This is a genomic window from Bacillus sp. BP-3 (assembly GCF_028401955.1).
Taxonomy (GTDB): Bacteria; Bacillota; Bacilli; order Bacillales; family Bacillaceae_G; genus Bacillus_A.
The window spans coordinates 1-24,686 of the sequence record NZ_JAQOTJ010000007.1 but is presented as its reverse complement, the minus strand read 5'-3'; the positions used below and the strand labels follow the sequence as shown (position 1 = coordinate 24,686).

Genomic DNA, 24,686 nt, shown 5'->3' with positions numbered 1-24,686 from the left:
CTTATAGCTAAAAACGCAAGACGAATAGAGGGAATTGCTACAGTTTCACGTTTTGGATACATATATCGAACACTTGTCGCACTTTTTTCGAGCTAACAGGTTCATTTTTTAATGATGATTTGCTCACTTCATCTCCGTTACCAGATTTGGATACCGCTTTTTTAGATAAGCTACCTGCGCTTTCAAATAGTCTCTTTCTTCCTCAATTGTTTTAAAGTTTGTACGTGGTCATCCTTTAAACGGTGAAGTACCATTACTACGTTCATTAAATGATTCACCATTTTTCCACTTTTCCATCCATGCTTTTAATTGTGTACAATTTCGAATACCTAATCATTTTGAAAATCTTTGATAACTTTTGGCCCCATTCACATAGGCCATAACGGCATTTAATTTAAATTCTTCCGTGTAGGATGGAAATTCTTGTCCCTTTTTCGCCATAGAAAAATCCCCTCCAAGTTTCATTCTTTCCTTCATCTTATCATGACGGTTTTTTTGAATGGCTACTTAAAGGGGATAATACCATGGCTAAATAGTTACACTGATTTTTTATTTTTCTGTTACAGTCTTCAATTCCTCTAACAACTCTTCCACATAGTGCTGTGCACTTTGCGCTGCAATACTTCCATCGCCTGTTGCTGTTACAATTTGGCGAAGCATTTTTTCACGAATATCACCAGCTGCGAAAATACCAGGAACTTTCGTTTCCATACGCTCATTTGTTTCAATATAACCATTTTCATTTGTAATACCCAACTCCGCAAATGGTTTAGAAAGTGGTAACATCCCAACGTAAATAAATACGCCTTCTGTTTTAAACTCTCGCTCTTCACCACTATTTACATCTACAAGTGTTACGCTGCCTACTTTTCCGTTTGCTTCATTAATTTCTTTTACAGTGTGATTCCAAATGAAATCAACTTTTTCATTTTGGAAAGCACGGTCCTGTAAAATCTTTTGTGCACGCAATTGATCACGGCGGTGAACAATCGTTACTTTCGTTGCAAAGCGTGTTAAATACACACCTTCTTCAACAGCTGAGTCGCCGCCGCCAACAACGACAAGCTCTTTTCCTTTAAAGAATGCACCGTCACATACTGCGCAGTATGATACGCCGCGTCCGCCAAGTTCCTTCTCGCCTGGAACGCCAATTTTCTTATATTCCGCACCGCTCGCTACAATAATGGCACGTGCTTTATATTCTTTCTTTCCAGCGATTACTGTTTTATATTCTTTTCCATCAATAATTTGTTTCACATCACCATATGCATATTCTGCACCGAATTTCTTTGCATGTTCAAACATTTTATTTGATAAATCCGGTCCTAAAATATGGTCATAACCCGGATAATTTTCTACTTCTTCTGTATTTGCCATTTGTCCGCCCGGAATACCGCGCTCTAGCATTAACGTACTTAAATTTGATCGAGATGTATACACAGCTGCTGTCATACCTGCTGGACCAGCTCCAATAATAATTACATCATAAATTTTTTCTTCTGCCATAGTCTTCATCTCCTGTTCATAACGATCTTTTAACACCCTCATTATACTGTCAGCAATGTTTTTTTCCCAATGATTTGCTCACTCTTACTCATGCACACATCTTACTGCTTGCACATACTTTCGTACAGTTGCTACCGATATATTATATATATTCCCAAGCTCTGCCTGCGTCAATTTATCATGAAATTCGCCTCTTACAATATATTCAACTGCCGCTGACCAGCCATATACATTTGTAAACGCCGTTCCGCTCGTGTATAAGCGTATAAATGTACAAAACCAAAGATGTAAACACTCTTCAATCAGCTCATCATCTTTGTTTGTATAGTTGTATAAAGCATCAGCAATATGAACACATTGTTCAAACGGCTGAAGCTCTTGTGGAATACTTTTATGACTATTCATTAAAAAGAAATAGTGCGCGAGCTGTGATACGATTGGAACACGCTTAGGAGATTGCATCACATCAAAGAAAAAGCCGATTTTCTCTGGTGTTGTCAGCTCATTCATTAAATATAAAGCCAGCATTTGTTCTTCTAACGTTTCACTTTGCTGAAATGATTGCTGCAGTTCTCGAAATAAAATATTTTGGCCTTCATCTGCTAAATTAATAGCATTCCAAGGCTCCTTCCCTTTTTTATCAGGATGTAACTCCACAACATGCGACCACATTTTCTCTGCTGTTTGTTCATCTTTTACCATATAAGCAGAATATGCGAACCAATAATAAAAACTAACATCACCTTCGTAGCCTTGGCGCTTTAAAACTTTTAACCATTTATATGCACTTTCAAAACGACCAATTGTCGCAAATGTTGTCCCTAGTTTTACACGATGCTCAAACGACATCGGATACACTGTCTCCAGTTGCTCCGCTAACTTTTCTACTTGCTTATATTCCCCAATAGAATATAGAAAAATAAGCGTATTACATAAAGCATGAATATTCCCTGGATTTTTCTCTAAAATTAATTCTGTCATTTTCAATGCTTGATCAACATTGCCAAGCTGAAAATGAGCAATTGCTAAATTATTATGTGCCGACCAAAATTCCGGATATTCCGTTATAACGCCTTCAAGCGTAGCAATCGCCTCTTCTAATTGACCGTTCCGAATATAATGATTTGCTTGCTCTTGCATCACAATTAATCCATCTTCATCTTCCAATTCCGGTGCATCCATTTCTTCTTCTTCAATAATCTCTAAAAGTTCCATCGTCTCTGCAATAAATTCTTTATCCGTCGCAATGTCTAAATACCGCTCTGCATACTTTTTTGCTTGTTGAAATAGACCAAGATACGCATAATTATTTGCCATAAAATAATAGCATTCTTCTATTTGTTCACCCGTACGAACAATTTGTAATAAAATTTGATTCGATTCGTGGTACTCTCCCACTTCCGATAACGCCGTTGCTAATTGACATAAAATAAATGGCTCTTTCTGACTTTGTGCCGCTCTTTTAAAATATTTAATCGCATCGTCTAAATGATGATTGCGATAAGCCTTCATTCCTTTATCATAAAAGAAATCGGCTAATTGATTAAAAGAAATAACTTGTCCGTTATCTTTATGAATTTCTTGATTTTTCCCCATAGATCCTCCATTATTTCATTCTTCTATCTATAAGTATAAACGATTCTTCTAAAAACAAAACAGTATATTATACGCAAATATTTCCTTTTCATTCCCGAAAAGAAAAGGAAAATGTTACATTTCTAACATTTCCCTTTTCTCGCTGTCATTTCCTCTTTCGTATAAATAACACGCATCGGATTTCCACCAACGAAAGCACCGCTCGGTACATCACGATGAACAAATGTACCCGCTGAAACAATCGCTCCATCTCCAATGACAACACCCGGTAAAATTGTCGAATTTGCTCCAATCATTACTTCGTTTCCAATTCTAATTTCACCAAGGCGATATTCTGTAATTAAATATTCATGAGCTAATAATGTTGTATTATAACCAATTATCGAATTACGCCCAATCGTAATTTTCTCAGGAAACATGATATCTGGCATAACCATAAGGGCAAATGAAGTTTGCTCTCCTATTTGCATTCGCAAAAATGTACGATATAACCAATTTTTCATCCGTAAAAATGGAGTATAACGCGCAATTTGAATGACAATGAAGTTTTTCATCACTTTCCAAAACGAAACGGTCTTATATACGTTCCATAATGAATTTGCTCCTGACACAGGATAGCGTGTTGTCCGTCGCACTATTCTCTCCCCTTGTCAGCCTAGTTCATGAGGCAAGATCGTTAACAAGTCACTCATTTTTTCTAACACATAATCCGGTTTATAAGACTCTAAGTATTCGCGTCCTTTAATTGTCCATGCAACAGCTGCTGTCTTCACGCCAGCATTTTGTCCGCCAACAATATCATGATGATTATCTCCTACCATTAACGCTTCTTCCGGCTTTGCCTCTAACAATTGCAACGCTCTTTGAATCGGTTCTGGATGCGGCTTCACATGCTCTACATCATCAATTGTCACCACAACATCAAAAAACTGTTTTAATTTCGATAGTTTTAATCCCATTTCGACAGTTTTGCGCGCCTTCGTTGTTACAATCCCAACTTTATACCCTTTCTTTCGCAAATCCTGTACAGTTTCATACACTGTTTCATACTCTTCTACTAATTCATCATGATGCTCATGATTAAAATCACGATAACATTGAATAAGTTCTTCTACTCGGCCTTCATCAATTTTACTGAATGTATCATGCAATGATGGACCAATAAACGGCAGTACGTCTTCACGCTTATACTGATTTGGATAGTACTTTTCTAAAGTATATAAAAATGAAGAAATAATAAGTTCGTTCGTATTAATCAACGTCCCATCCAGATCAAATAACACTGTATTAATGTTCATCTTTTCCACGTCCTTAGCTGTTGTATAATAAAGTGAAGCTTCCATTCGGAGGTGCACTTCCCTTCGAATGGTTAGTTGAACCGATCGGGTTCTTCTGTACTTACTGCTTGTTAGAGCGGGATATGAAAAGAAGCAGCGCCGCATGTATGACGCTACTTTTTCTGATTTACCTCTGAAGTTCTATCATTATTTTTCTGAATATCGTTTATCCGCATATCCCATTTTTCGTCTCACAACAACGAAAATGATAGAAACGAGAATTAAGACAATGGATACAACCTGCGCAATACGAAGGGGACCAAGCATTAAACTATCTGTGCGCAACCCTTCTACAAACAAACGACCGATGGAGTACCAAGTTAAATACGTAAAGAACAGTTCTCCGCGACGTAAATTTGCTCTCCGAAGAAATAGAAGTAAAATAACCCCAGCAAAACTCCATAACGATTCATATAAAAATGTTGGATGGTAGTACACACCATCAATATACATTTGATTTATAATAAACTGTGGTAAATGTAAACTTTCAAGGAATTGACGCGTTACTTCACCGCCATGAGCTTCTTGGTTCATAAAGTTGCCCCAGCGGCCAATCGCTTGTCCAAGTAAAATACTTGGCGCTGCAATATCTGCTAGCTTCCAAAAAGATAGACCCTGCACTTTTGCAAATACAATCCCGGTAAGAACTGCACCAATTAATCCGCCATGAATCGCTAAACCACCTTGACGAATGTTAATAATTTGACTCGGGTTTTGGGAATAATAGTCCCATTCGAAAATAACATAGTATGCACGTGCACAAATGATTGCAATCGGCACTGCAATTAGGACCAAATCAATAAACGTATCTTTCGGAATACCGAGACGCTCTCCTTCGCGGGTTGCAAGCCATAATCCAAGCAACACAGCCGTACCAATAATGACGCCATACCAATAAATTGGAAACGGTCCAAGCTGAACTGCCACGCGATCAAGCTGCGGTACAGACCCTAACAGCATATTCTCTACTCCCTTTCTATTCCACTAATGGAAGCTTCTTATATTTAATTTTGATCTCCTAGTTCAATCGCGCTCATAAGACGCTCTGAAAATTGTTGCGCTGCATTGACGCCCATACGTTTTAAGCGGAAGTTCATCGCTGCTACCTCAATGATGACAGCTAAGTTTCGACCTGGTCGTACCGGAAGAGTAATCTTTGTAATATCTGTATCAATAATTTTCATTTTTTCTTCATCTAGGCCAAGGCGATCATAGTTCTTCTTTTGATCCCAAATTTCAAGATTAATCACAAGTGAAATACGTTTATGATTACGCACTGCACCTGCACCAAATAACGTCATTACGTTAATAATGCCCAGTCCACGAATTTCAAGTAGATGCTCAATTAACTCTGGCGAACTACCAACTAGTGTATCGTCATCTTCTTGGCGAATTTCTACACTATCATCAGCAACAAGACGATGTCCACGCTTCACAAGCTCAAGTGCTGTTTCGCTTTTCCCGACACCACTTTGCCCTGTAATCATTACACCAACACCATAAATATCAACTAATACACCGTGAATAGCTGTCGTTGGCGCTAATTTACTTTCTAAATAGTTCGTCAAGCGACTCGATAAACGTGTCGTTTTTAACGGTGAACATAATATCGGCACACCTGTCTGACGAGATGCTTGCATTAACTCTTCCGGTACATCTTGACCGCGCGTTACAATAATACATGGTGTTTCTTCTGTACAAAGCGCTTGCATGCGCATTTTCTTTTGTTCTTCTGTTAACGTATCAAAAAAAGTAAGCTCAGTTTTCCCAAGAAGTTGCACACGATCAGCTGGATAATATGTAAAAAATCCTGCCATTTCAATTCCAGGGCGTGATAAATCACTTGTATCAATTGGACGGTGAATTCCTTCCTCACCACTTACTAATTCTAACTGAAAATGTTCAATTAAATCTTTCGTTCGAACTTTTGGCATATGTAAACCTCCACGTTGCGGAATGTATCTAGGCAGCGTACTACCACTCTACCCGCTATTGTACCATTTTTTTCTTAAAACAAGAAATACGGTTTCTTTTGAAAAAGAAAAAAACATTCCACGCTTTGCGCAAAATGTTCTACATTTTGTCGGATACTTCCTGCTGTCTGATTATTTTTTCTCATATAACGGTTCAATAATCACTTTCTCAATTAACATATTTAAAATTGAAATAAAGATAGCCGCCATAATTGCTGCACCAAATCCAGATAAATTAAACGCATTACCAAGTAACGAATCTGTAATTTCTAGCGTAATCGCATTAATAACGATTAAGAAGAAACCAAATGTTAACACAGTAATTGGCAGCGTAATTAAAATTAATAACGGTTTAACAAATACATTTAAAAGAGACAAAATAACGCTCGCAATCACTGCTGTTTGTATATTCGCTATTTCAAACGCACCTGGTGCAAACATTTTGAGAAGACCTGATACAACGATTAGCACAATACTATTTACAATAAGTGATATAACCCATCTCATGTTCTTTACACTTCCTTTTCACTAGGGACAATAAATACTTAAACTACATATATATATCAACAATGATACTTGAAATCCGCTAAAATTACCAAGAACAAATGAAATGAAACTACAGATAAAATTCCTCTCACAGGCAATCCTTTACTCATTCACAAGCAATTGTACACCTTTCACAACATTCCAAATGAAAATAACAAGGTTCACTAATCCAAATAACAACAGTGCTATAAGCACCATTACACCAATTTGTTCTGGTTTATTCATCACAAACCCGAGTAGAAAAAAGAAAAATAAACAAAAGAACGGTAGTAAATGCGAAACAAAAGCTTTCTTTGCATGAAATTTCACTTCTTCATGAGGAACAACAAAATACACAATGATTGGAAATAATAACGGAGCCACAAAAATACTAAAGTAACAACAAGAGGCCAACACTTTTTCGGTAGAATCCACATCCTCAACTCCTTTGGATGTATATAACAGAAAACATGTAACAGAGAAGCACCGCTCCTCTGTTACATGTTCCTTCACTATGTTAATTCTACTTCTTTCACTTTTTCTTTCATACGTGCTGTATCACGTTCTAAAACACCTTTTAAATACTTACCTGTGTAAGAGCGTTCTTCTTTCACAACTTGCTCTGGCGTACCTGTTGCAACAATTTGTCCGCCCTTATCTCCACCTTCAGGACCAAGGTCAATCAGATAATCAGCCGTTTTAATAACATCTAAGTTATGTTCAATAACAAGTACCGTTTCACCATTATCAACAAGACGCTGAAGCACTTTTAACAAGCGGGCAATATCATGTGCATGAAGTCCCGTTGTCGGTTCATCTAAAATGTACAACGTGCGGCCTGTTGAACGGCGGTGCAGCTCAGATGCTAACTTCACGCGCTGCGCTTCTCCGCCCGATAACGTTGTTGCCGGTTGACCGAGCTTCATATAATCAAGCCCTACATCCACAAGTGTTTGGAGTTTACGTTTAATTTTCGGGATATTAGCAAAGAACTCTACCCCATCTTCAATTGTCATCTCTAACACTTCAGAAATGTTTTTATCTTTATATTTTACTTCCAATGTTTCACGATTATAACGTTTTCCATGACAAACTTCACATGGAACGTACACATCTGGTAAGAAGTGCATTTCAATTTTAATAATCCCATCACCGCGGCACGCTTCACAGCGGCCACCTTTCACGTTAAAGCTAAAGCGTCCTTTTTGATAACCGCGCACTTTTGCTTCATTCGTTTGTGCAAACACATCACGAATATCATCAAACACACCTGTATATGTCGCTGGGTTAGAACGCGGTGTACGCCCAATTGGGGACTGATCAATATCAATTACCTTATCTAAATGCTCAAGGCCCTTAATTTCCTTATGCATACCAGGCTTACTCTTCGATTTATATAATTTTTGAGCAACTGCTTTATATAGCACTTCATTAATTAATGTACTTTTTCCTGAACCAGATACACCCGTTACCGCAACAAATGTCCCAAGCGGGAATGACATCTTCGCATTTTTTAAGTTATTTTCCTTGGCTCCTATAACCTCAATCTTACGACCATCACCTTTGCGACGCTCTAACGGAACTGGAATAAACTTTTTACCTGATAAGTATTGTCCTGTTAACGAATGATCATCATGCATTACTTCTTGCGGCGTCCCTGCTGAAACAACTTGTCCGCCGTGAATCCCTGCACCAGGACCAATATCTAATAAATAATCCGCAGCCATCATCGTATCTTCGTCATGCTCCACAACGATAAGCGTATTTCCTAAATCACGCATATTTTTCAGTGTTTGAATTAAACGATCGTTATCACGCTGATGTAAACCAATTGAAGGTTCATCAAGAATATATAATACCCCTGTTAAGCTCGAACCAATTTGCGTCGCTAAGCGAATGCGCTGCGCTTCTCCGCCTGATAACGTTCCAGCTGCACGGCTAAGCGTTAAATAATCAAGTCCAACGTTAATTAGAAAGCTAAGACGCTCTTTAATTTCGCGCAAAATCAGCTTTGCAATACTTTGTTGCTTTTCTGTTAATTCGATATTTGTAAAGAACTCGTGCGCATCCTGCACAGAAAACTGCGCCACTTCCGCAATCGTTTTTCCACCTACAAAAACAGCTAAAGTTTCCGGCTTCAAACGAGCACCTTTACATTTTGGACAGGCTTGCTCCGCCATATATTTTTCCATTTGCTCACGAATATAATCGGAGCTCGTTTCTCGGTAACGGCGCTCAATGTTCGGGATTACACCTTCAAAAATAATCTCGCTTTCCTTTACTTGACCAAAGTCGTTCACATAGCGGAAATACACTTTTTCTTCTCCGCTTCCGTACAACACTTTTTCAAACAAATGCTTCGGAATATCTTTCACCGGTACATCCATATCAATGCCATAATGGTTACAAACAGACTTTAGCAATTGCGGATAATATTGTGAACTTGTTGGCTCCCAAGGTGCGATTGCATGATCGTTTAATGATAAACCCCAGTTTGGTATGACCAAATCAAGATCTACTTCTAACTTTGAACCAAGACCATCACAAGACGGACATGCACCGAACGGACTGTTGAAAGAAAACATGCGCGGCTCCAGTTCACCAATAGAAAATCCGCAATACGGACAAGCGTGATGCTCACTAAACAGCAACTCTTCTTCTCCAATCACATCAATTAAAACGCGGCCTTCACCAAGCTTCAAAGCCGTTTCTAATGAATCGGCAAGGCGACCAGCAATTCCTTCTTTCACCACAATCCGGTCAATCACAACCTCAATAGAATGCTTTTTATTCTTATCCAACGTAATTTCTTCTGATACATCAAGCATTTCTCCGTCAACGCGAACGCGGACGTACCCTTGCTTTTTAATATCTTCTAATAGCTTTACATGCGCACCTTTACGCCCTGATACAATCGGTGCGAGCACTTGCAGCTTCGTACGCTCTGGATACTCTAAAATACGATCTACCATTTGCTCAATTGTTTGCGATGTAATTTCAATTCCATGATTTGGACAAATCGGAGTCCCCACACGCGCAAATAATAAGCGTAAGTAATCGGAAATCTCCGTCACTGTTCCAACGGTTGAGCGCGGGTTACGGCTCGTCGTTTTTTGGTCAATTGAAATGGCCGGCGATAGTCCTTCAATTGCATCAACATCTGGTTTATCCATTTGCCCTAAAAATTGACGTGCATACGCCGATAGCGATTCTACATATCGACGTTGCCCTTCTGCATAAATCGTGTCAAACGCTAACGATGATTTCCCTGAACCAGATAGCCCTGTTACAACAACAAGCTGATTTCTCGGAATGGTGACATCTATATTTTTTAAGTTGTGGGCTCTCGCACCTTTTACAACGATAAAATCTTTACTCATTGCCTTCACCCTTCTGCTTTTAGTTCTAATAATAAATCGCGAAGCTCAGCTGCCCGCTCAAAATCAAGCGCTTTTGCAGCTTCTTTCATTTCCGCTTCCATTTTTGCAATTACATTTTCTCGTTCTTTTTTCGTCATTTTCTTAGGTGGTGCTGCTTCATACGTTTCGGTATCTTCCGCAGCCATCGTTGCACGAATCACGTCGCGCACCTCTTTTTGAATTGTTTTCGGTATAATACCATGCTTTTCATTGTATGCTTCTTGAATTTGACGACGACGTTTCGTTTCTTCCATTGCAATTTCCATCGATTTTGTAATTCGGTCTGCATACATCACAACATGACCGTTTGCATTACGAGCTGCACGACCAATCGTCTGAATAAGCGAGCGCTCTGAACGAAGAAATCCTTCTTTATCTGCATCTAATATTGCTACAAGCGATACTTCTGGAATATCGAGCCCTTCTCGAAGTAAGTTAATACCGACAAGCACATCGAACTTGCCAAGGCGAAGATCGCGAATAATTTCAATCCGCTCTAACGTTTTAATTTCAGAATGAAGATAGTTTACTTTAATCCCAACATCTTTCAAATAATCTGTTAAATCCTCTGACATTTTCTTCGTTAATGTCGTAATTAATACACGCTCATTTTTCGCGATCCGGTCTTGTATCTCTCCTAGTAAATCATCAATTTGCCCTTCAATTGGCCTTACTTCAATTTTCGGATCTAATAGCCCTGTCGGACGAATAATTTGTTCCACTACTTCCGGTGAATGTTCAAGTTCATATGGACCCGGTGTTGCTGATACATACACAACTTGATTCGTTTTCTCTTGAAACTCTTCAAACATAAGCGGTCTGTTATCTAGTGCTGATGGCAGACGGAATCCATGATCAACAAGTACTTGTTTCCGCGCTTTATCACCGTTGTACATTGCTCGTACTTGCGGCACTGATACATGCGACTCATCCATCACGATGAGAAAATCTTTAGGGAAATAATCTAACAATGTATATGGTGTTGAACCAGCTGGACGGAGTGTCAAATGACGGGAGTAGTTCTCAATCCCTGAACAAAAGCCCATCTCGCGCATCATTTCTAAATCGTAACGCGTCCGCTGCTCTATCCGCTGCGCTTCTAACAATTTACCGTTATCATTTAATTCTTTTAGGCGTTCTTCTAACTCTTTTTCAATATTTTCAATGGCGACTTTCATTTTTTCTTCGCGTGTAACGAAGTGAGACGCCGGAAAAATTGCCACATGCTCACGTTCTGCTAATACTTCACCTGTTAATGCATTTACTTCTCTGATACGATCAATTTCATCACCGAAAAATTCAATTCGGATACAATGCTCATCAAGAGATGCAGGGAAGATTTCAACTACATCACCGCGCACACGAAACGTCCCACGCTGGAAGTCAATATCATTACGGCCATACTGCACATCAACAAGTTCACGAAGCAATTGATTGCGATCTTTCTCCATACCAACGCGTAAAGAAACAACAAGCTCACTATATTCTTCTGGAGAACCTAAACCGTAAATACAAGATACACTCGCTACAACAATGACATCATCTCTTTCAAATAAAGCCGACGTCGCTGAGTGACGCAATTTATCGATTTCATCATTAATTTGTGCGTCTTTTTCAATAAACGTATCGGTTTGTGGTACATACGCTTCCGGTTGATAATAGTCGTAGTAACTAACAAAATATTCAACTGCATTGTTCGGAAAGAAATCTTTGAGCTCACTGTATAACTGTCCTGCTAACGTTTTATTATGAGCCATTACAAGTGTTGGCTTTTTCACCTCTTTAATAACATTTGAAATCGTAAATGTCTTACCCGTCCCTGTCGCTCCAAGCAACACTTGATGTTTCTTACCATTTTTAATCCCAGCTACCAGCTGCTCTATCGCTCTTGGCTGATCACCTTGCGGGGAATATTCTGAGACAATTTCAAATTGATGTTCCAAATAAATCCGCCCTCCTCGTAAAAAATCTGTATTTTCATTTTAACACGAACGCCTATAAAAAAACCAAAAAAACGAACAAGTATTCGATAAACAATTCGACACACTTTCTACAAATTCAATATATAACAACAAAAAAGATGCTTATTTACTTAGCATCTTCCTACAGTTATTCATGACGTACCTCCAGCAAAAAATAGCTCACATTCTTACGATTCCCTTTACATTCACTTAATTTATAACTTACAGCTTCATCACTTTTTTCTTTCATAATCCCTTTACACACATCACTTTTTTTCCCTTTTTGACTTCCTCCAAATTTGTCGTTGGAATCATCAAAAAGATAGTTTATATTGATTCCATCATAATCTAACGTTTGAAAAATCGGATCTCCTTCATCTGTATAATACACAATACGAACTTTATCAGCTTTGCCATTTTTCACATGAGTTAGAAACTGCTGAAACTTATCTAAATTAGATTCTCCACCTATTTTTACGATGATATCACTCTTTTTATCAACCTTTGTTTCATCATTTTTTTGATTTCCCGTTTTTACAGAGGATAAACACCCCGCCAAACCGCCTATATAGAATAAAAAACACAATAAGACAATTCCTTTTCTCATCTTAATCCTCTCCAGCCCATTTTGACTTTATCCCACTATTCGCGGGCAGTAAGAAGTTCCGCTTTATACTACCATTCAAAATGAAATAACTTAGTGTAGCAACAAAAATACCTATACAAATATCGACAAGAAATTCATCTTTTTTGTATAGGTAGAATTTTCTAAAAAATTTGCATTTACAACACCCACTTTTCATATTACAATACGTTTAAAGATTCGACATTATACGACAAACCGAACTTAAAGTTCAGAATATTTTAACAACTAGAGGGTGGGGGGAGCTTATATGGATCTATTTCGAAAAAAATCGATTTCTGCACTACTAGCGCAATCGCAGCAGAAAGGCGCTTCTTTAAAAAAGGAACTAGGCGCATTTGATTTAACAATGTTAGGAGTCGGCGCTATTATTGGAACAGGTATCTTCGTTCTTACCGGCGTTGCAGCAGCAAAACATGCAGGACCAGCACTTATTTTATCGTTTATTTTATCCGGTTTAGCCTGCGTATTTGCGGCATTATGTTACTCCGAATTTGCTTCAACTGTACCGGTGTCAGGTAGTGCATACACTTACAGCTATGCAACATTTGGAGAAATTATTGCTTGGATTTTAGGTTGGGACTTAATTCTAGAATACGGATTGGCATCCTCAGCCGTTGCATCTGGTTGGTCAGGATATTTCCAAGGATTATTATCTGGATTTGGGATTAAATTGCCACACGCTTTAACAAGCGCTTATAATCCGGCGGCTGGCACATACGTAGACGTACCAGCAATTTGTATCATTTTCATCATGACATTCTTATTAACAAGAGGCGCAAAAAAATCAGCTCGCTTCAATGCTATTATGGTAGCTATCAAAATATTTGTTGTTCTTCTATTCATCGGCGTTGGTGCTTTCTATGTAAAACCTGAGAACTGGACGCCATTCATGCCATTTGGCTTCTCTGGCGTAACAACTGGAGCAGCAACTGTATTCTTTGCTTATATCGGATTTGACGCTGTATCAACAGCTGCTGAAGAAGTAAAAAATCCACAACGTAATATGCCAATTGGTATTATTGCTTCCTTGGCAATCTGTACAATCTTATATATCGTTGTTTCATTAGTATTGACAGGAATCGTTCCCTACAACCAATTAGACGTAAAGAATCCTGTTGCATATGCTTTGCAATATATTCATCAAGATTGGGTTGCCGGACTTATCTCTTTAGGAGCAATTGCTGGGATTACAACAGTATTACTCGTTATGCTATATGGACAAACTCGTTTATTTTATGCAATGAGTCGTGATGGCTTACTACCAAAAGCACTTTCTCGTGTAAACCAAAAAACACAAACACCAGTTATGAACAGCTGGATTACAGCCGCTATGGTTGCTTTCTTTTCTGGATTCGTTCCATTGGACAAGCTAGCAGAATTAACAAACATCGGTACATTATTCGCATTTATCGTTGTATCAATCGGCGTTATCATCTTACGCAAAAAACAACCAGACCTGCCGCGTGCCTTTAAAGTACCATTCGTACCATTAGTTCCGATATTAGCAGTTCTATTCTGCGGATACTTAACATTACAACTTCCAGCAACAACATGGATCGGCTTTGTCGTTTGGTTAATTATCGGATTAGTTGTATATTTCAGCTATGGTTATAAAAATAGTACGTTGAGAGATGGTCAAAAAGAAGACGTTGCCTAAAGTGAAACTTCCTTCTGGGAGCGTTTTTTCCCCAGAAGGTTAGTTGAACCAATCGGGCCCTTACAGACGGTTTGGCTCTCTTCCTTACCTAACTTCTTACCGGCTGTTTGGGCGGGATAAAGTGAAACTTCCATTTTTATTTACCGCTTATTAGAGCGGGATAGCAAAGAAGCTGTTGTCCATTAAGGACAGCAGCTTCTTTTTATAGTGACATACGTCAAATCCACCTAGCTCAATCTTCAACTTAAACGAACAACTAGCTCGTCACGCATTGTCCACACGTGTTTTCTATTTAAGGAATACAATGTATCAAAAATAAAGAAAAGAGGTTTAATCCCAATATGCTTGATCATCATGACAAATTTAATGAAAAATCTCTTAAAGATGAATCAAATACTCCTAACTGTTTTGTTGAAAATCACATAATTGGATCGACAAATTCACCAGTGCTCGTTCTCGTACCAGAAGGCACTAGCCATCAGCCTGTTTTCCAAGATTTCACAGGGTCTCATAATAAAACATTACTTCAGCTAAGCTCTACCTCATTAAAAGGTAAAGATTCTGTCCCTTTGGCGATAACTATTATATCAAAAAGCCCTCGTAACCCTATTACTGCTATAATTACAGAAAGTACAAGAATATTTCAAGTAGAAAACTTTGAAAGCTTAAGTGTCTCAAATGTTGCTTCTACTCCAGGTGGATTGAATGTGTTTATCCAAAAAACGTTCTGTATCTACCGTGAGGAATAAAGAAAAAAACGAGATGTTACCCTAGCGCGACAACATCTCGTTTTTTTCTTTTTCGGGAGAATAACATACGAGAATGTGATCAGCGTATCTACACCGAAAACAATTCTCCATACGTGAAAACTTCTGCTGCTCTTCTCTTACGAACAGCAATTGCTGTTGTAAAAACTCTTTAACATTTACACGCTCTGTTCCTAACATATTCGTAATTTCTTTTAAGGCGAATCCCATTTCTTTTAAAAACAAAATCTGCTGTAATTTCAGCACATCACGTTCACTATATAATCGGTGTCCGCCTTCCGTCTTTCCGCTCGGCTCTAACAAACCAATTTGATCATAATACCGAAGTGTTCTTACTGTAACACCCGTTTCCTTCGTTAATTGCTGAATAGAAATCATTTCCACCACCCTCTCTTTTTCATTACAAAAGGTGACGTAGCGTTAGTTTTAAGAGGATTTATAAAAATAAAAAGCTGTTTACATCTAGGTTCGTGTAAACAGCTTTTATCGAAATCATTCGTATTCATCATCTTCAAGATTTTTTAGCTTTCGTTTCTCCCATGCACAAATCGCGAAAAAGATTGCACTACCAGTTGCCATAATCAGAAACTCCCAACCTGTTTTCCCTTTTGTTATCATGTCGTAAAATGTCCAAATTAACAGGCATGTACTGTAAAATATAAAGGTGTATCTAGAGGCCTTTCCTGTTATATGCCATTCGTATTCATCGACCCGTCTTCTCATGATTCATTTCTCCCTCAAAGTCATTATTCACTCTCTTAGAAGTTATTAAATTAATTGCATACATTACTTTTTCAACATATAAATTGCTGCTACGCCCGCTTTCCAAATACCGTTGCAACACTAAAACTACCAGCCATCAAAACGCAGCACATAAGAAACATTTCTTGTATTGGTAACGTTTCTCTACCGACCGCTTTACTTATACAAATGTAGAAAATGAGAATAATAAATGACATCATAAAAGAAATATTTAAGTATCTCTTTATATTATCTTGTACCCGTTCATCAATCTCAGGAATTTCTTCACATTCAAACTTTTTCTTTTTGGAATAAGTGTATAAAATTACAAATACTATCGCTAAAACATTACTCAATAATACCGGTATCTTCGGTATAGAAGAATCCATCATAAATAATAGACCATCTCCTATAATTAACCCTAAAAAAGTCCCTATGTATAACGATTTATAACTTCCCATCACCATTCCCCCTATTCCAGCGTAAAAATCTCCTCCACACTCACCTTAAAATACTTTGCAATCTTGAGCGACAACTCCAAACTCGGATTGTAATGATGATTTTCAATCGCAACAATGGTTTGGCGCGTCACTTTCATTGCTTTTGCCATCTCAACTTGCGTAATATGATTTTGTTTTCTTAATTCTTTAATTCTATTTTGTACACTCATGGAATCCACCTTTAAAAAGTAAAGATATCTTTACTTTCATTATAAATATTTCCCAAAACAAGTAAAGATATCTTTACAAAATTTCCAATAAAAAGAGGACTTGCCCAGCAAGTCCTCTACACAAAATGTAACACATACACAAGCGTATATCCAAGAACAGAAAGTAATACTGATCCAATTAGCCCTGCAACAAATGCTTTCGTTCCTAGCTTACGGAATGTCTTAAACTCTACATTTAAACCCAGCCCCGCCATGGCCATTGCCATAAGCATGTAGGAAATAACAACAATATCGCTTGCGATTTTTTCAGGTACAATTCCTAACGAATGAAACGCACTCACTGCTAAGAAGCCAAAAATAAACCATGGAATCGGAATGTCACGCCAAGATTTTTTTTGTCCTGTTTCTTCTCCGCGCTGAAACCATATGCCAATTAAAATTGCCACAGGTACAAGAAAGGCAACGCGCGTTAACTTCATAATGACCGCAATATCAACCGACTGACTTCCACCAGGTGCTGCCGCTGCAATGACATGAGCAATTTCATGCAACGTTGCCCCTGAAAAAACACCATATCCATACGGAGACAAGTTAAGCACAGGATACAGCAGTGTATATGCTAACGTGAAAATTGTCCCTAAAATCGCAACGATTGCTGCACTCACTGCAACCTCTTCATCCTTTGCTTTTACTTGCGGTCCAATTGCCACAACAGCAGCCGCCCCGCAAATCGCTGTTCCGCACGCTGTTAAAATGCCAAGCTTCTTCTCTACTTTACAAAAACGTGTTAATGCATATACAACAGTAAGCGTAAATGTAATGACAATTGCAGCCATGACCAATACCTTTGGGCCCGCCTTCGCAATATCAACTAAATTTAATCGCATACCGAGTAATATAATCCCTAGACGCAGTAGTTTTTTACTTGCGAAATTCGTTCCGGCAATTGCTGGATTCGGTACACCGATTGCTGCTCTCCATATCATTCCGATTAGAATAGCAATTACCAATTGGCCCATAATATTTAAAAATGGAAGCTGCGCCAAATACTTTGCAACAATAGCGATCAGTAACGTAATCCCAATGCCCTGTGCGAATCCGAAACGCTTCTCCTTTTCTAACGCTATCATTTGATTCACTTTTTATCACTCCAATACCTATCTTGTAAACATGCATATTTGTTCTACTCTCATTATAAAAGTATTTTAATCATAAGTTTAATACTAATATGCTATCTCAATCATCAAGAAAACTTATGATAAAATAAAAAGAAAAGCGGATGCGGCTCGTTCAGAATGGGAGGGGGATGGAGCTCCTGACAAAGAGGCGTATTGTGCCTCGAAGGAAGGCGCGAAGCCACCGATCATTCTAACCGCAGGAGCTGGACAGAATAAAAAGATGAAAGGAATGATTCTCATCAACACCGACATTTTAAAAATTTTTGTAACAGTCGTAGAACAAAAACATTTTTCAAGAGCTGCCGAAATGTTGAACCTTTCCCAGCCAGGTGTAAGTATGCACGTTCGCAATTTAGAAAATGAATTTGGTACAACACTCATTCAGCGCTCACCAAAACATGTCCAAGTCACAGAAGCGGGAAACATTTTATACATACATGCAAAACAAATGCTTACACTGTATGAAGAAGCAAAACAAGAAATTAATGAACTTCATAATATCGTTACGGGGACACTGCGTATTGGCGCTAGTTTTACAATTGGAGAATATCTTCTTCCTAAAATATTAGCAAACTATGCAAAGGAACATCCACGCGTTGAAGTTCATACCTTTATCTCGAATACAGAAGAGGTATTACAGGGTGTTCGCTCGAATCAGCTAGATATTGGCTTAGTAGAAGGGCAAGTCATCTACACAGATGTAGACGTAGAATCATTTATGGAGGATGAAATGAAGCTAGTCGTTCCGCCAAATCATCCTCTGACGATGACAAACCCGATTCAGACAAACATGCTGCAAGATCAAGTATGGGTGCTCCGTGAAACCGGTTCAGGAACGAGAGCTTACAGCGACCGTTTTATTCACGACCATCATTTAAAAATGAAGCGTTACTTCACATTTAGCAGCATTCAAAGTGTAAAAGAAGCCGTTGCTGCCGGACTCGGCATTGCCATTTTATCAGACTGGACAGTGCGTAAAGAGTTGCAAGCTGGTGAAGTACGTCACATCCCTGTGCCAAACGAAAAGCTCATGCGCCCTTTCTCCATTATACGGGGAAAATATTTTATTCCTTCTAAAGCGATTCAAGTCTTTTTAGATCATGTGCAAAACTTTGCGAATCAACATCGTTGACCTTTACACTAGTGTCAGGGTTTAAAATGTGAAATGAAGGAGTGATAGATTTGCGCATCGGAGAATTATCGAAACATACAGGCGTAAGTGAACGGTCACTACGGCATTACGAAGATAAGGGTTTACTGACTTCAAAACGACTTGCAAATGGCTATCGTGATTTTGATGAAACAACCATTGAGCAAGTAAAACTTATTCAAATGTATTTACAACTTGGACTAAATTTAGAAGAGACCGCTAAAATGCTGCGCTGTTTAGAAATAGAGCCGCACTTATACGATAACCCGTGCAGCAGTATCATCACACTTTACGAAGATAAGCTTGCGGAAGTAAAAAAGCAGATTTCGTTACTTTCTCATATCGAAGCGAATTTACAAAAACATATTAATTTTTTAAACGAAAGGAATTGATATACGATGTTCGTTTTACACGGCAGTTCACGTCCACATGGGAATACAGAACAATTAACACATATGCTGTTAGAAGGCGTCCAAACTGAAGAAGTATATTTACGCAATCATACAATCCAACCAATTACAGATCAGCGCCACGATGCGGAGGGCTTTCAACCAATTGATGATGATTACGAAGGCATCATTAAAAGAATGCTTGAGCATGATACAATTGTCTTTGCAACGCCGCTTTATTGGTACGGTATGAGCGGATATATGAAAAACTTTGTCGATCGCTGGTCACAAAGCTTACGAGATGCATCCCTTCATTTCAAAGAACGTATGAAAGATAAGAAATTGTATGTTGTCATTGTCGGCGGCGACAATCCAAAGTTAAAAGCACTTCCGCTCATTGCACAGTTTCAATACATTTTTGACTTTGTCGGCGCTTCTTTTGAAGGTTATATAATTGGATCTGCCAATGCACCAGGAGAGATTGTGGATGACAAGGAAGCAACCGAAAAGGCAAAACTATATAATCAAATTTTTAAGAAAAATTAACAGAATGATTTGACAAATGCAAACCCAAATGCATACAATAAAGGTGAAATTATGAAAGGAAGGTACATCGGCCAATGAAGTTCTAATTCTCTTTTTTATTCATCCATCACAAATAGTGAACCAAAATGATGAAAACTAGAAGAGGATTAGTATGCCCTTTTGTCGATAACTTTCTTTTGACAGGAACATGTAAAAATACGTGTACAGTTTTTTTGTGCATCTCCTTTTACATACTACGGGTGAAATATGTCCTCTCTAGTGAAACTAGGGAGGTTTTTTTATGACCATTTTAACAGCACGAAACATTGAAAAAAGCTTTGGTGATCGCACTTTATTTACGTTACAAGCACTTGATATCTATGCGCACGACCGCATTGGAATCGTCGGTGTAAACGGCGCCGGGAAATCAACGCTATTACAAATATTAAGTAAGGAAATAGCACCTGATGCAGGAACGATTACTCATTACGGTTCAATCGCCACCATTCCGCAGTTCCATGAGGAGACATTAGAAACAGCCTCTTCTCTTGCAAAAGGACAATGGGGCATTTCTCACATCACAACAAATATGAGCGGCGGCGAACGCGGACGTTTAAAAATTGCTCATGCTCTTGAACAAGAAGCAGCTATCTTATTTGCTGATGAACCGACAAGTCATCTTGATATGCATGGTACAGAACAACTAGAACAGGCATTACAATCTTATAAAGGAGCGATTATTTTAATTTCTCATGACCGCGCCTTATTGGACGCCATTTGTACAAAGATGATCGAAATTGAAGATGGTACCGTTCGGGAATATAAAGGAAATTACACAAACTACCGGGAGCAAAAGCAGCAACAAAGGCAGCGCCAGCAAGCAGAATATGAAAAATATACGAAAGAAAGACAACGTTTAGAAACGGCAATCGCCAGCAGACAACAGCGGGCTTCTGGTATGACAAAAATCCCAACGCGCTTTTCTTCTTATGAATCTTGTCTATACAAATCCGGAGCAGCTTATAGCCAAGGCAACGTTCAAAAAGCCGCAAAAGCACTAGAAACAAGATTAGAGCAATTAGAAAAGAAAGAAAAACCAAAAGAAATTGTGCATACAAAATTTGATATACAATACCATGCACCCATTCATAGTAAAACGGCCCTGCAATTAAATAAAGTTACGAAAAAAATCGGCAGCCGCACCCTCTTTCACAACATAAATGGAAGTATAACTCCAGGTGCAAAACTTGCGATTCTCGGAAAAAACGGAAGTGGAAAAACAACGCTATTTCATATGATTCAAGCAAAGGAACGAGGAATTCAGCTTTCAAAAAGCTGTAAAATTGGTTACTTTGAACAAACATTAGCTATTTTACAAAACGACAAAACCATTTTACAAAACATAATGGAAGAAACGCGTTATGACGAATCTTTCGTACGAACAATTCTTGCGCGCCTCTTATTTCGAAGAGAAGATGTTTATAAACGAGTAAACGTATTAAGCGGCGGCGAACGTGTAAAGGTCGCACTAGCAAAAATCTTCTTAGGAGACTATAATCTTCTTCTTCTTGATGAACCGACAAACTATTTAGACCTTGCTACGCAAGAAGAACTAGAGCACATGCTGAAAGATTATCCTGGTACTGTGTTGTTCATTAGTCATGACCGCACCTTCGTTCATAAAATTGCTGACCACATTTTACACCTAGATGAGAACGAACCACGGATCTTTCAAGGAAATTACGAGCAGTATACGAAACGAACTGAACAATCTTCTATCAATCCAGCAGAGCAAGAACTACTACGTCTGCAAACAAAATTAACAGAAGTAATTGGACGCATTTCGATGCCAGGGCGTCACGATGATGTGATTGTTCTGGAAAGTGAATACGAGCAATTACTGCGCGAAATTAAAGAATGCAAAAAAGCTGTCCTCTGATATAACGGCGCTTCGACAATATTAGACACACTAAAGAGGGCTGACCAAAGTCAGCCCCGTTTTTTCTTCCGATTAAAATTTATTCCAAGTTAACACATCATCAAGTGGAAGACGAACTTTTTCAAATCCAGCCTGCATCGCTTTCCCTACACAAATTAACATAACAGGTTCAAGATTTTCTGGAACACAGAAAGCTTCTACAAATTTCTGCGGATGGAAACCACCAATTGGTACAGTATCAAAACCTTTTGCTTTTGCCGCTAACATAAGCTGCATCGCTACTAAACCACCATCAATCATCGCCACGCGAGTAGCTTGTTCATTAGAGAATTTTCCGTAGTTTTCAACAATCGAATTAACATAGAAACTCTTCGTTTCTTCTGTCATTCTTCCTTTTTTCACCACTTCTCCGTAAATTTTCTCCGCATTTTTATAGGCCTGTTTATCTCCTAAAACAGCAATGACAATAGATGCATCGACAATTTGTTTTTGATTGTTTGCGATTGGTAATAACTCTTCTTTCGCTGCTTCATCTTGCACAACAAGAAATCTCCATGATTGCAAGTTTGACGATGACGGAGCTAAAGTTGCGAGCTCTAAAATTTCACGAATATCTTTTTCATCCATTTTAAAATGTGGATCATAATGACGTACAGATTGGCGCTCCTTAGCGATAGTAAAGAAATCTGTGTCCGTAATTTCTTTTGGAGCTTCCGTATGAGTATTAAGCTCATGGATTTTATTCAAATATTCTTCTGTTGCCGATTTTTTTGCTGACATCATTTTTCTCCCCTTTAACTGTTCTGATTTTAAGAACAGTATATTCTTTTAACTGTTCCTTTGTCAAGAACAGTTAATGTCAAAAAAATAAAACGAAAACTACAGTTCCGTTTTATTTATTCTTTAGGAAGTAAATCAGCTAGTTTTTTCTTTGCCAGTCCATCTACAAGCCATCTTTCCATTTCATCTCTTAATTCATATAACGCTGAACATGTTGAAGGAGAAAAACATTCTTTCTCATCTACATCAAGAAATCCTTTTGAATACGGATCTGCTCTTATCGCATCATAAACTTCTACTAATGTAATTTCATTTGCTGCTCTAGCTAAATAATAACCGCCATCTCGTCCTTCTTTCGCTACAATCAGTTCTGCTTTAACTAAATGAGTAAGGATTTTTCTTAAAAAGAGTGGCTTTGTTCCTAACTTTTCAGCCATAACTGCACTAGGACAAATACCATCATAATCCGCTAGTACTAATAAAGATTGCACAGCAAGTCCGAACCATTTCGTACTTGAAACCTTCTCTTTCATTCGTTTTCACCTCTCTATTAGTCTAAACGATTTCGCTGAAAAGACAACTTAAAGTCCATATGAAAAGAACCCCTCCTCCTAGTTGAGAAAGGGTTCATAAAATCATTCTCTTATCGAACTTTAACTGCCGTTCCGCTTACAGCTACCATTAACATGCCTTCGCGAACTACTTCATAATCAACATCAATGCCAACAATCGCGTTTGCACCTTTTTGCGCTGCAAGCTGCTTCATTTCTTCCATTGCAATATCACGTGCTTCTTTTAGCTTACTTTCATAAGCACCAGAACGGCCGCCAACAACGTCACGAACAGAAGCAAATAAGTCACGAACGATATTCGCCCCCATAATTGCTTCGCCGTTTACAATATCAATATATTCTTCAATTTCTTTTCCTTGAATAACAGAAGTTGTTGTAACGATCATATCTAATTCCTCCTATGTATAAAAGTTTATAGCCTTAACTTGCACAATGCTTTCCGTTAATATAATACGCTGATTCTGTGAAAACCGTAAACACAACCTCTACTTCAGGAAGTCCGAAATCCATTAAATACGTAGTAATGGCCTTAGCAAATAGATCGCGAGTTTCCTGCCCTCGCTCGAACCATTTCACTTCAATAAGAGGAAACGCCTCTACTTCTTCCCCATTATATACAAATGTAGAACTTGGTAGTTCTAACGTAAAATTATCTGTACCACACTCACAAATCTCTGCAAGCTCTTCTACTAATGGTTTACTTATATCCTTTAATTGTTCAGTAGTAATTCCACGAAACACAACATGTGGCATGTAAATCCCTCCAATAAATTTATCCTACATTAACAATGCATTAAACCCTCCACCTCAAGATTCAAAGAAAACCAAAAAAGATAGGTGGAGGATAAAGCCCCCACTGATGGAAGTTTCACTTTATTTGCCCACATCATAGCACAATTTATTTTATTTCACCAGGACAGACAAAGACATTTCAGTGACAGTTTCAAGAAACACAATATCTTTATTTATTAATAAGATTTTTTAAAATAAACATTTGAAATCCCCCAAAGTATCCCTGCTTTTAAGCTAGATTTTTTCAACTGTTTTTTGTTTCTAAATATTCTTCTGTTCCACTTAGTCTTTTTTTAAACTCTTTGAACTAAAGGTTATATTCTCTCTTAGATTACAGTCTACTTCAAAACTAATTAGATAAAATTTATTCGTCATCCAAGGTTGATAAGAGCATTTCTGCTTTAGATAAATAATAAAAACCGACTAATTATACAAAAACAAAAAGAAAACGGCTATCTACTATGTATAGTAAATAGCCGTTTTCTTTTTCAGGCTGTGGAGAAAGTATTCTCCGCAGCCTGTTTTTGTGTCTGAACCTCTTTTTATCTGTCAACACTGATAAA

General features: G+C 38.2%; 25 protein-coding genes and 1 pseudogene. 6 read left to right on the top strand and 20 right to left on the bottom strand.

Annotation, left to right across the window (positions count from 1 at the left end; translation table 11 throughout):
* Window positions 1-549: 549 nt before the first annotated feature.
* From trxB to PLX19_RS12840, 11 genes are all read right to left on the bottom strand, one after another.
* Window positions 550-1,548 carry a thioredoxin-disulfide reductase gene (gene trxB, locus PLX19_RS12890; protein WP_272189042.1) on the bottom strand — a complete coding sequence of 333 codons (999 nt, stop codon included), beginning with the start codon at window positions 1,546-1,548 and terminating at the stop codon, window positions 550-552.
* 42 nt (window positions 1,549-1,590) lie between these two features.
* Entirely contained in the window at window positions 1,591-3,102 is a 1,512-nt protein-coding gene (locus tag PLX19_RS12885; protein WP_272189041.1) for a tetratricopeptide repeat protein, read from the bottom strand.
* A 122-nt stretch (window positions 3,103-3,224) separates the two neighbouring features.
* Complete coding sequence (locus PLX19_RS12880; protein WP_272189040.1) at window positions 3,225-3,737, bottom strand: acyltransferase; 513 nt, start codon at window positions 3,735-3,737, stop codon at window positions 3,225-3,227.
* A 15-nt stretch (window positions 3,738-3,752) separates the two neighbouring features.
* Window positions 3,753-4,400, bottom strand: coding sequence for a pyrophosphatase PpaX (gene ppaX, locus PLX19_RS12875; protein WP_272189039.1), 648 nt, complete (start codon window positions 4,398-4,400; stop codon window positions 3,753-3,755).
* Between the two features lie 186 nt (window positions 4,401-4,586).
* The gene (gene lgt, locus PLX19_RS12870; protein WP_272189038.1) at window positions 4,587-5,399 is read right to left on the bottom strand and encodes a prolipoprotein diacylglyceryl transferase; all 813 of its coding nucleotides are present in this window, start codon (window positions 5,397-5,399) and stop codon (window positions 4,587-4,589) included.
* Window positions 5,400-5,443: 44 nt separating this feature from the next.
* Window positions 5,444-6,373, bottom strand: coding sequence for an HPr(Ser) kinase/phosphatase (gene hprK, locus PLX19_RS12865; protein WP_272189037.1), 930 nt, complete (start codon window positions 6,371-6,373; stop codon window positions 5,444-5,446).
* A 171-nt stretch (window positions 6,374-6,544) separates the two neighbouring features.
* Window positions 6,545-6,919: a phage holin family protein gene (locus PLX19_RS12860; protein ID WP_272189036.1), complete on the bottom strand. Its 375-nt coding sequence runs from the start codon at window positions 6,917-6,919 to the stop codon at window positions 6,545-6,547.
* A 141-nt stretch (window positions 6,920-7,060) separates the two neighbouring features.
* Entirely contained in the window at window positions 7,061-7,372 is a 312-nt protein-coding gene (locus PLX19_RS12855) for a hypothetical protein (protein ID WP_272189035.1), read from the bottom strand.
* A 77-nt stretch (window positions 7,373-7,449) separates the two neighbouring features.
* A complete protein-coding gene (uvrA, locus tag PLX19_RS12850) occupies window positions 7,450-10,317 on the bottom strand; it encodes an excinuclease ABC subunit UvrA (protein WP_272189034.1) in 2,868 nt (955 codons plus the stop codon).
* Window positions 10,318-10,322: 5 nt separating this feature from the next.
* Window positions 10,323-12,299 carry an excinuclease ABC subunit UvrB gene (uvrB, locus tag PLX19_RS12845; RefSeq protein ID WP_272189032.1) on the bottom strand — a complete coding sequence of 659 codons (1,977 nt, stop codon included), beginning with the start codon at window positions 12,297-12,299 and terminating at the stop codon, window positions 10,323-10,325.
* Window positions 12,300-12,465: 166 nt separating this feature from the next.
* A complete protein-coding gene (locus PLX19_RS12840; protein ID WP_272189031.1) occupies window positions 12,466-12,924 on the bottom strand; it encodes a DUF4362 domain-containing protein in 459 nt (152 codons plus the stop codon).
* A 286-nt stretch (window positions 12,925-13,210) separates the two neighbouring features.
* Here PLX19_RS12840 and PLX19_RS12835 point away from each other — a divergent pair, with 286 nt between their 5' ends.
* Together PLX19_RS12835 and PLX19_RS12830 are read left to right on the top strand one after the other, a co-directional pair.
* Window positions 13,211-14,620, top strand: coding sequence for an amino acid permease (locus PLX19_RS12835; protein ID WP_272189030.1), 1,410 nt, complete (start codon window positions 13,211-13,213; stop codon window positions 14,618-14,620).
* 341 nt (window positions 14,621-14,961) lie between these two features.
* Entirely contained in the window at window positions 14,962-15,369 is a 408-nt protein-coding gene (locus PLX19_RS12830) for an exosporium protein D (RefSeq protein WP_272189029.1), read from the top strand.
* A 105-nt stretch (window positions 15,370-15,474) separates the two neighbouring features.
* Here the strand turns inward: PLX19_RS12830 and PLX19_RS12825 are convergent.
* The 5 genes and pseudogenes from PLX19_RS12825 to PLX19_RS12805 form a co-directional block, all read right to left on the bottom strand.
* Window positions 15,475-15,771: pseudogene (locus PLX19_RS12825) on the bottom strand (MerR family transcriptional regulator); the annotation flags it as partial.
* 108 nt (window positions 15,772-15,879) lie between these two features.
* On the bottom strand, window positions 15,880-16,110 hold the full coding sequence (locus PLX19_RS12820; protein ID WP_272189028.1) for a hypothetical protein: 231 nt from the start codon (window positions 16,108-16,110) through the stop codon (window positions 15,880-15,882).
* 89 nt (window positions 16,111-16,199) lie between these two features.
* On the bottom strand, window positions 16,200-16,589 hold the full coding sequence (locus tag PLX19_RS12815; RefSeq protein WP_272189027.1) for a hypothetical protein: 390 nt from the start codon (window positions 16,587-16,589) through the stop codon (window positions 16,200-16,202).
* Window positions 16,590-16,600: 11 nt separating this feature from the next.
* Entirely contained in the window at window positions 16,601-16,798 is a 198-nt protein-coding gene (locus PLX19_RS12810; RefSeq protein ID WP_272189025.1) for a helix-turn-helix transcriptional regulator, read from the bottom strand.
* Between the two features lie 116 nt (window positions 16,799-16,914).
* Window positions 16,915-17,928 carry a YeiH family protein gene (locus PLX19_RS12805; protein ID WP_442869049.1) on the bottom strand — a complete coding sequence of 338 codons (1,014 nt, stop codon included), beginning with the start codon at window positions 17,926-17,928 and terminating at the stop codon, window positions 16,915-16,917.
* Between the two features lie 286 nt (window positions 17,929-18,214).
* On the opposite strand from PLX19_RS12805, the gene PLX19_RS12800 reads away from it, so the two are divergent.
* The 4 genes from PLX19_RS12800 to abc-f all read left to right on the top strand — a co-directional run bounded on the left by PLX19_RS12800 (window position 18,215) and on the right by abc-f (window position 21,979).
* Window positions 18,215-19,108: a LysR family transcriptional regulator gene (locus tag PLX19_RS12800; protein ID WP_272189226.1), complete on the top strand. Its 894-nt coding sequence runs from the start codon at window positions 18,215-18,217 to the stop codon at window positions 19,106-19,108.
* Window positions 19,109-19,158: 50 nt separating this feature from the next.
* Window positions 19,159-19,518 (top strand): MerR family transcriptional regulator, encoded by a 360-nt coding sequence (locus tag PLX19_RS12795; RefSeq protein WP_272189023.1) that lies wholly within the window; start codon window positions 19,159-19,161, stop codon window positions 19,516-19,518.
* Between the two features lie 6 nt (window positions 19,519-19,524).
* Window positions 19,525-20,061, top strand: a complete 537-nt coding sequence (locus PLX19_RS12790; protein WP_272189021.1) for a flavodoxin family protein — start codon at window positions 19,525-19,527, stop codon at window positions 20,059-20,061.
* Between the two features lie 280 nt (window positions 20,062-20,341).
* Window positions 20,342-21,979: a ribosomal protection-like ABC-F family protein gene (gene abc-f, locus PLX19_RS12785; protein WP_272189020.1), complete on the top strand. Its 1,638-nt coding sequence runs from the start codon at window positions 20,342-20,344 to the stop codon at window positions 21,977-21,979.
* Window positions 21,980-22,051: 72 nt separating this feature from the next.
* Here abc-f and PLX19_RS12780 read toward each other — a convergent pair whose 3' ends face one another.
* From PLX19_RS12780 to PLX19_RS12765, 4 genes are all read right to left on the bottom strand, one after another.
* Window positions 22,052-22,759 (bottom strand): nitroreductase family protein, encoded by a 708-nt coding sequence (locus tag PLX19_RS12780; RefSeq protein ID WP_272189019.1) that lies wholly within the window; start codon window positions 22,757-22,759, stop codon window positions 22,052-22,054.
* A gap of 116 nt (window positions 22,760-22,875) precedes the next feature.
* Window positions 22,876-23,292 (bottom strand): RrF2 family transcriptional regulator, encoded by a 417-nt coding sequence (locus tag PLX19_RS12775; protein ID WP_272189018.1) that lies wholly within the window; start codon window positions 23,290-23,292, stop codon window positions 22,876-22,878.
* Window positions 23,293-23,402: 110 nt separating this feature from the next.
* Window positions 23,403-23,717 carry a heavy metal-binding domain-containing protein gene (locus PLX19_RS12770; RefSeq protein WP_090915904.1) on the bottom strand — a complete coding sequence of 105 codons (315 nt, stop codon included), beginning with the start codon at window positions 23,715-23,717 and terminating at the stop codon, window positions 23,403-23,405.
* Between the two features lie 34 nt (window positions 23,718-23,751).
* A complete protein-coding gene (locus PLX19_RS12765) occupies window positions 23,752-24,084 on the bottom strand; it encodes a DUF1904 family protein (protein WP_272189017.1) in 333 nt (110 codons plus the stop codon).
* Window positions 24,085-24,686 lie beyond the last annotated feature (602 nt).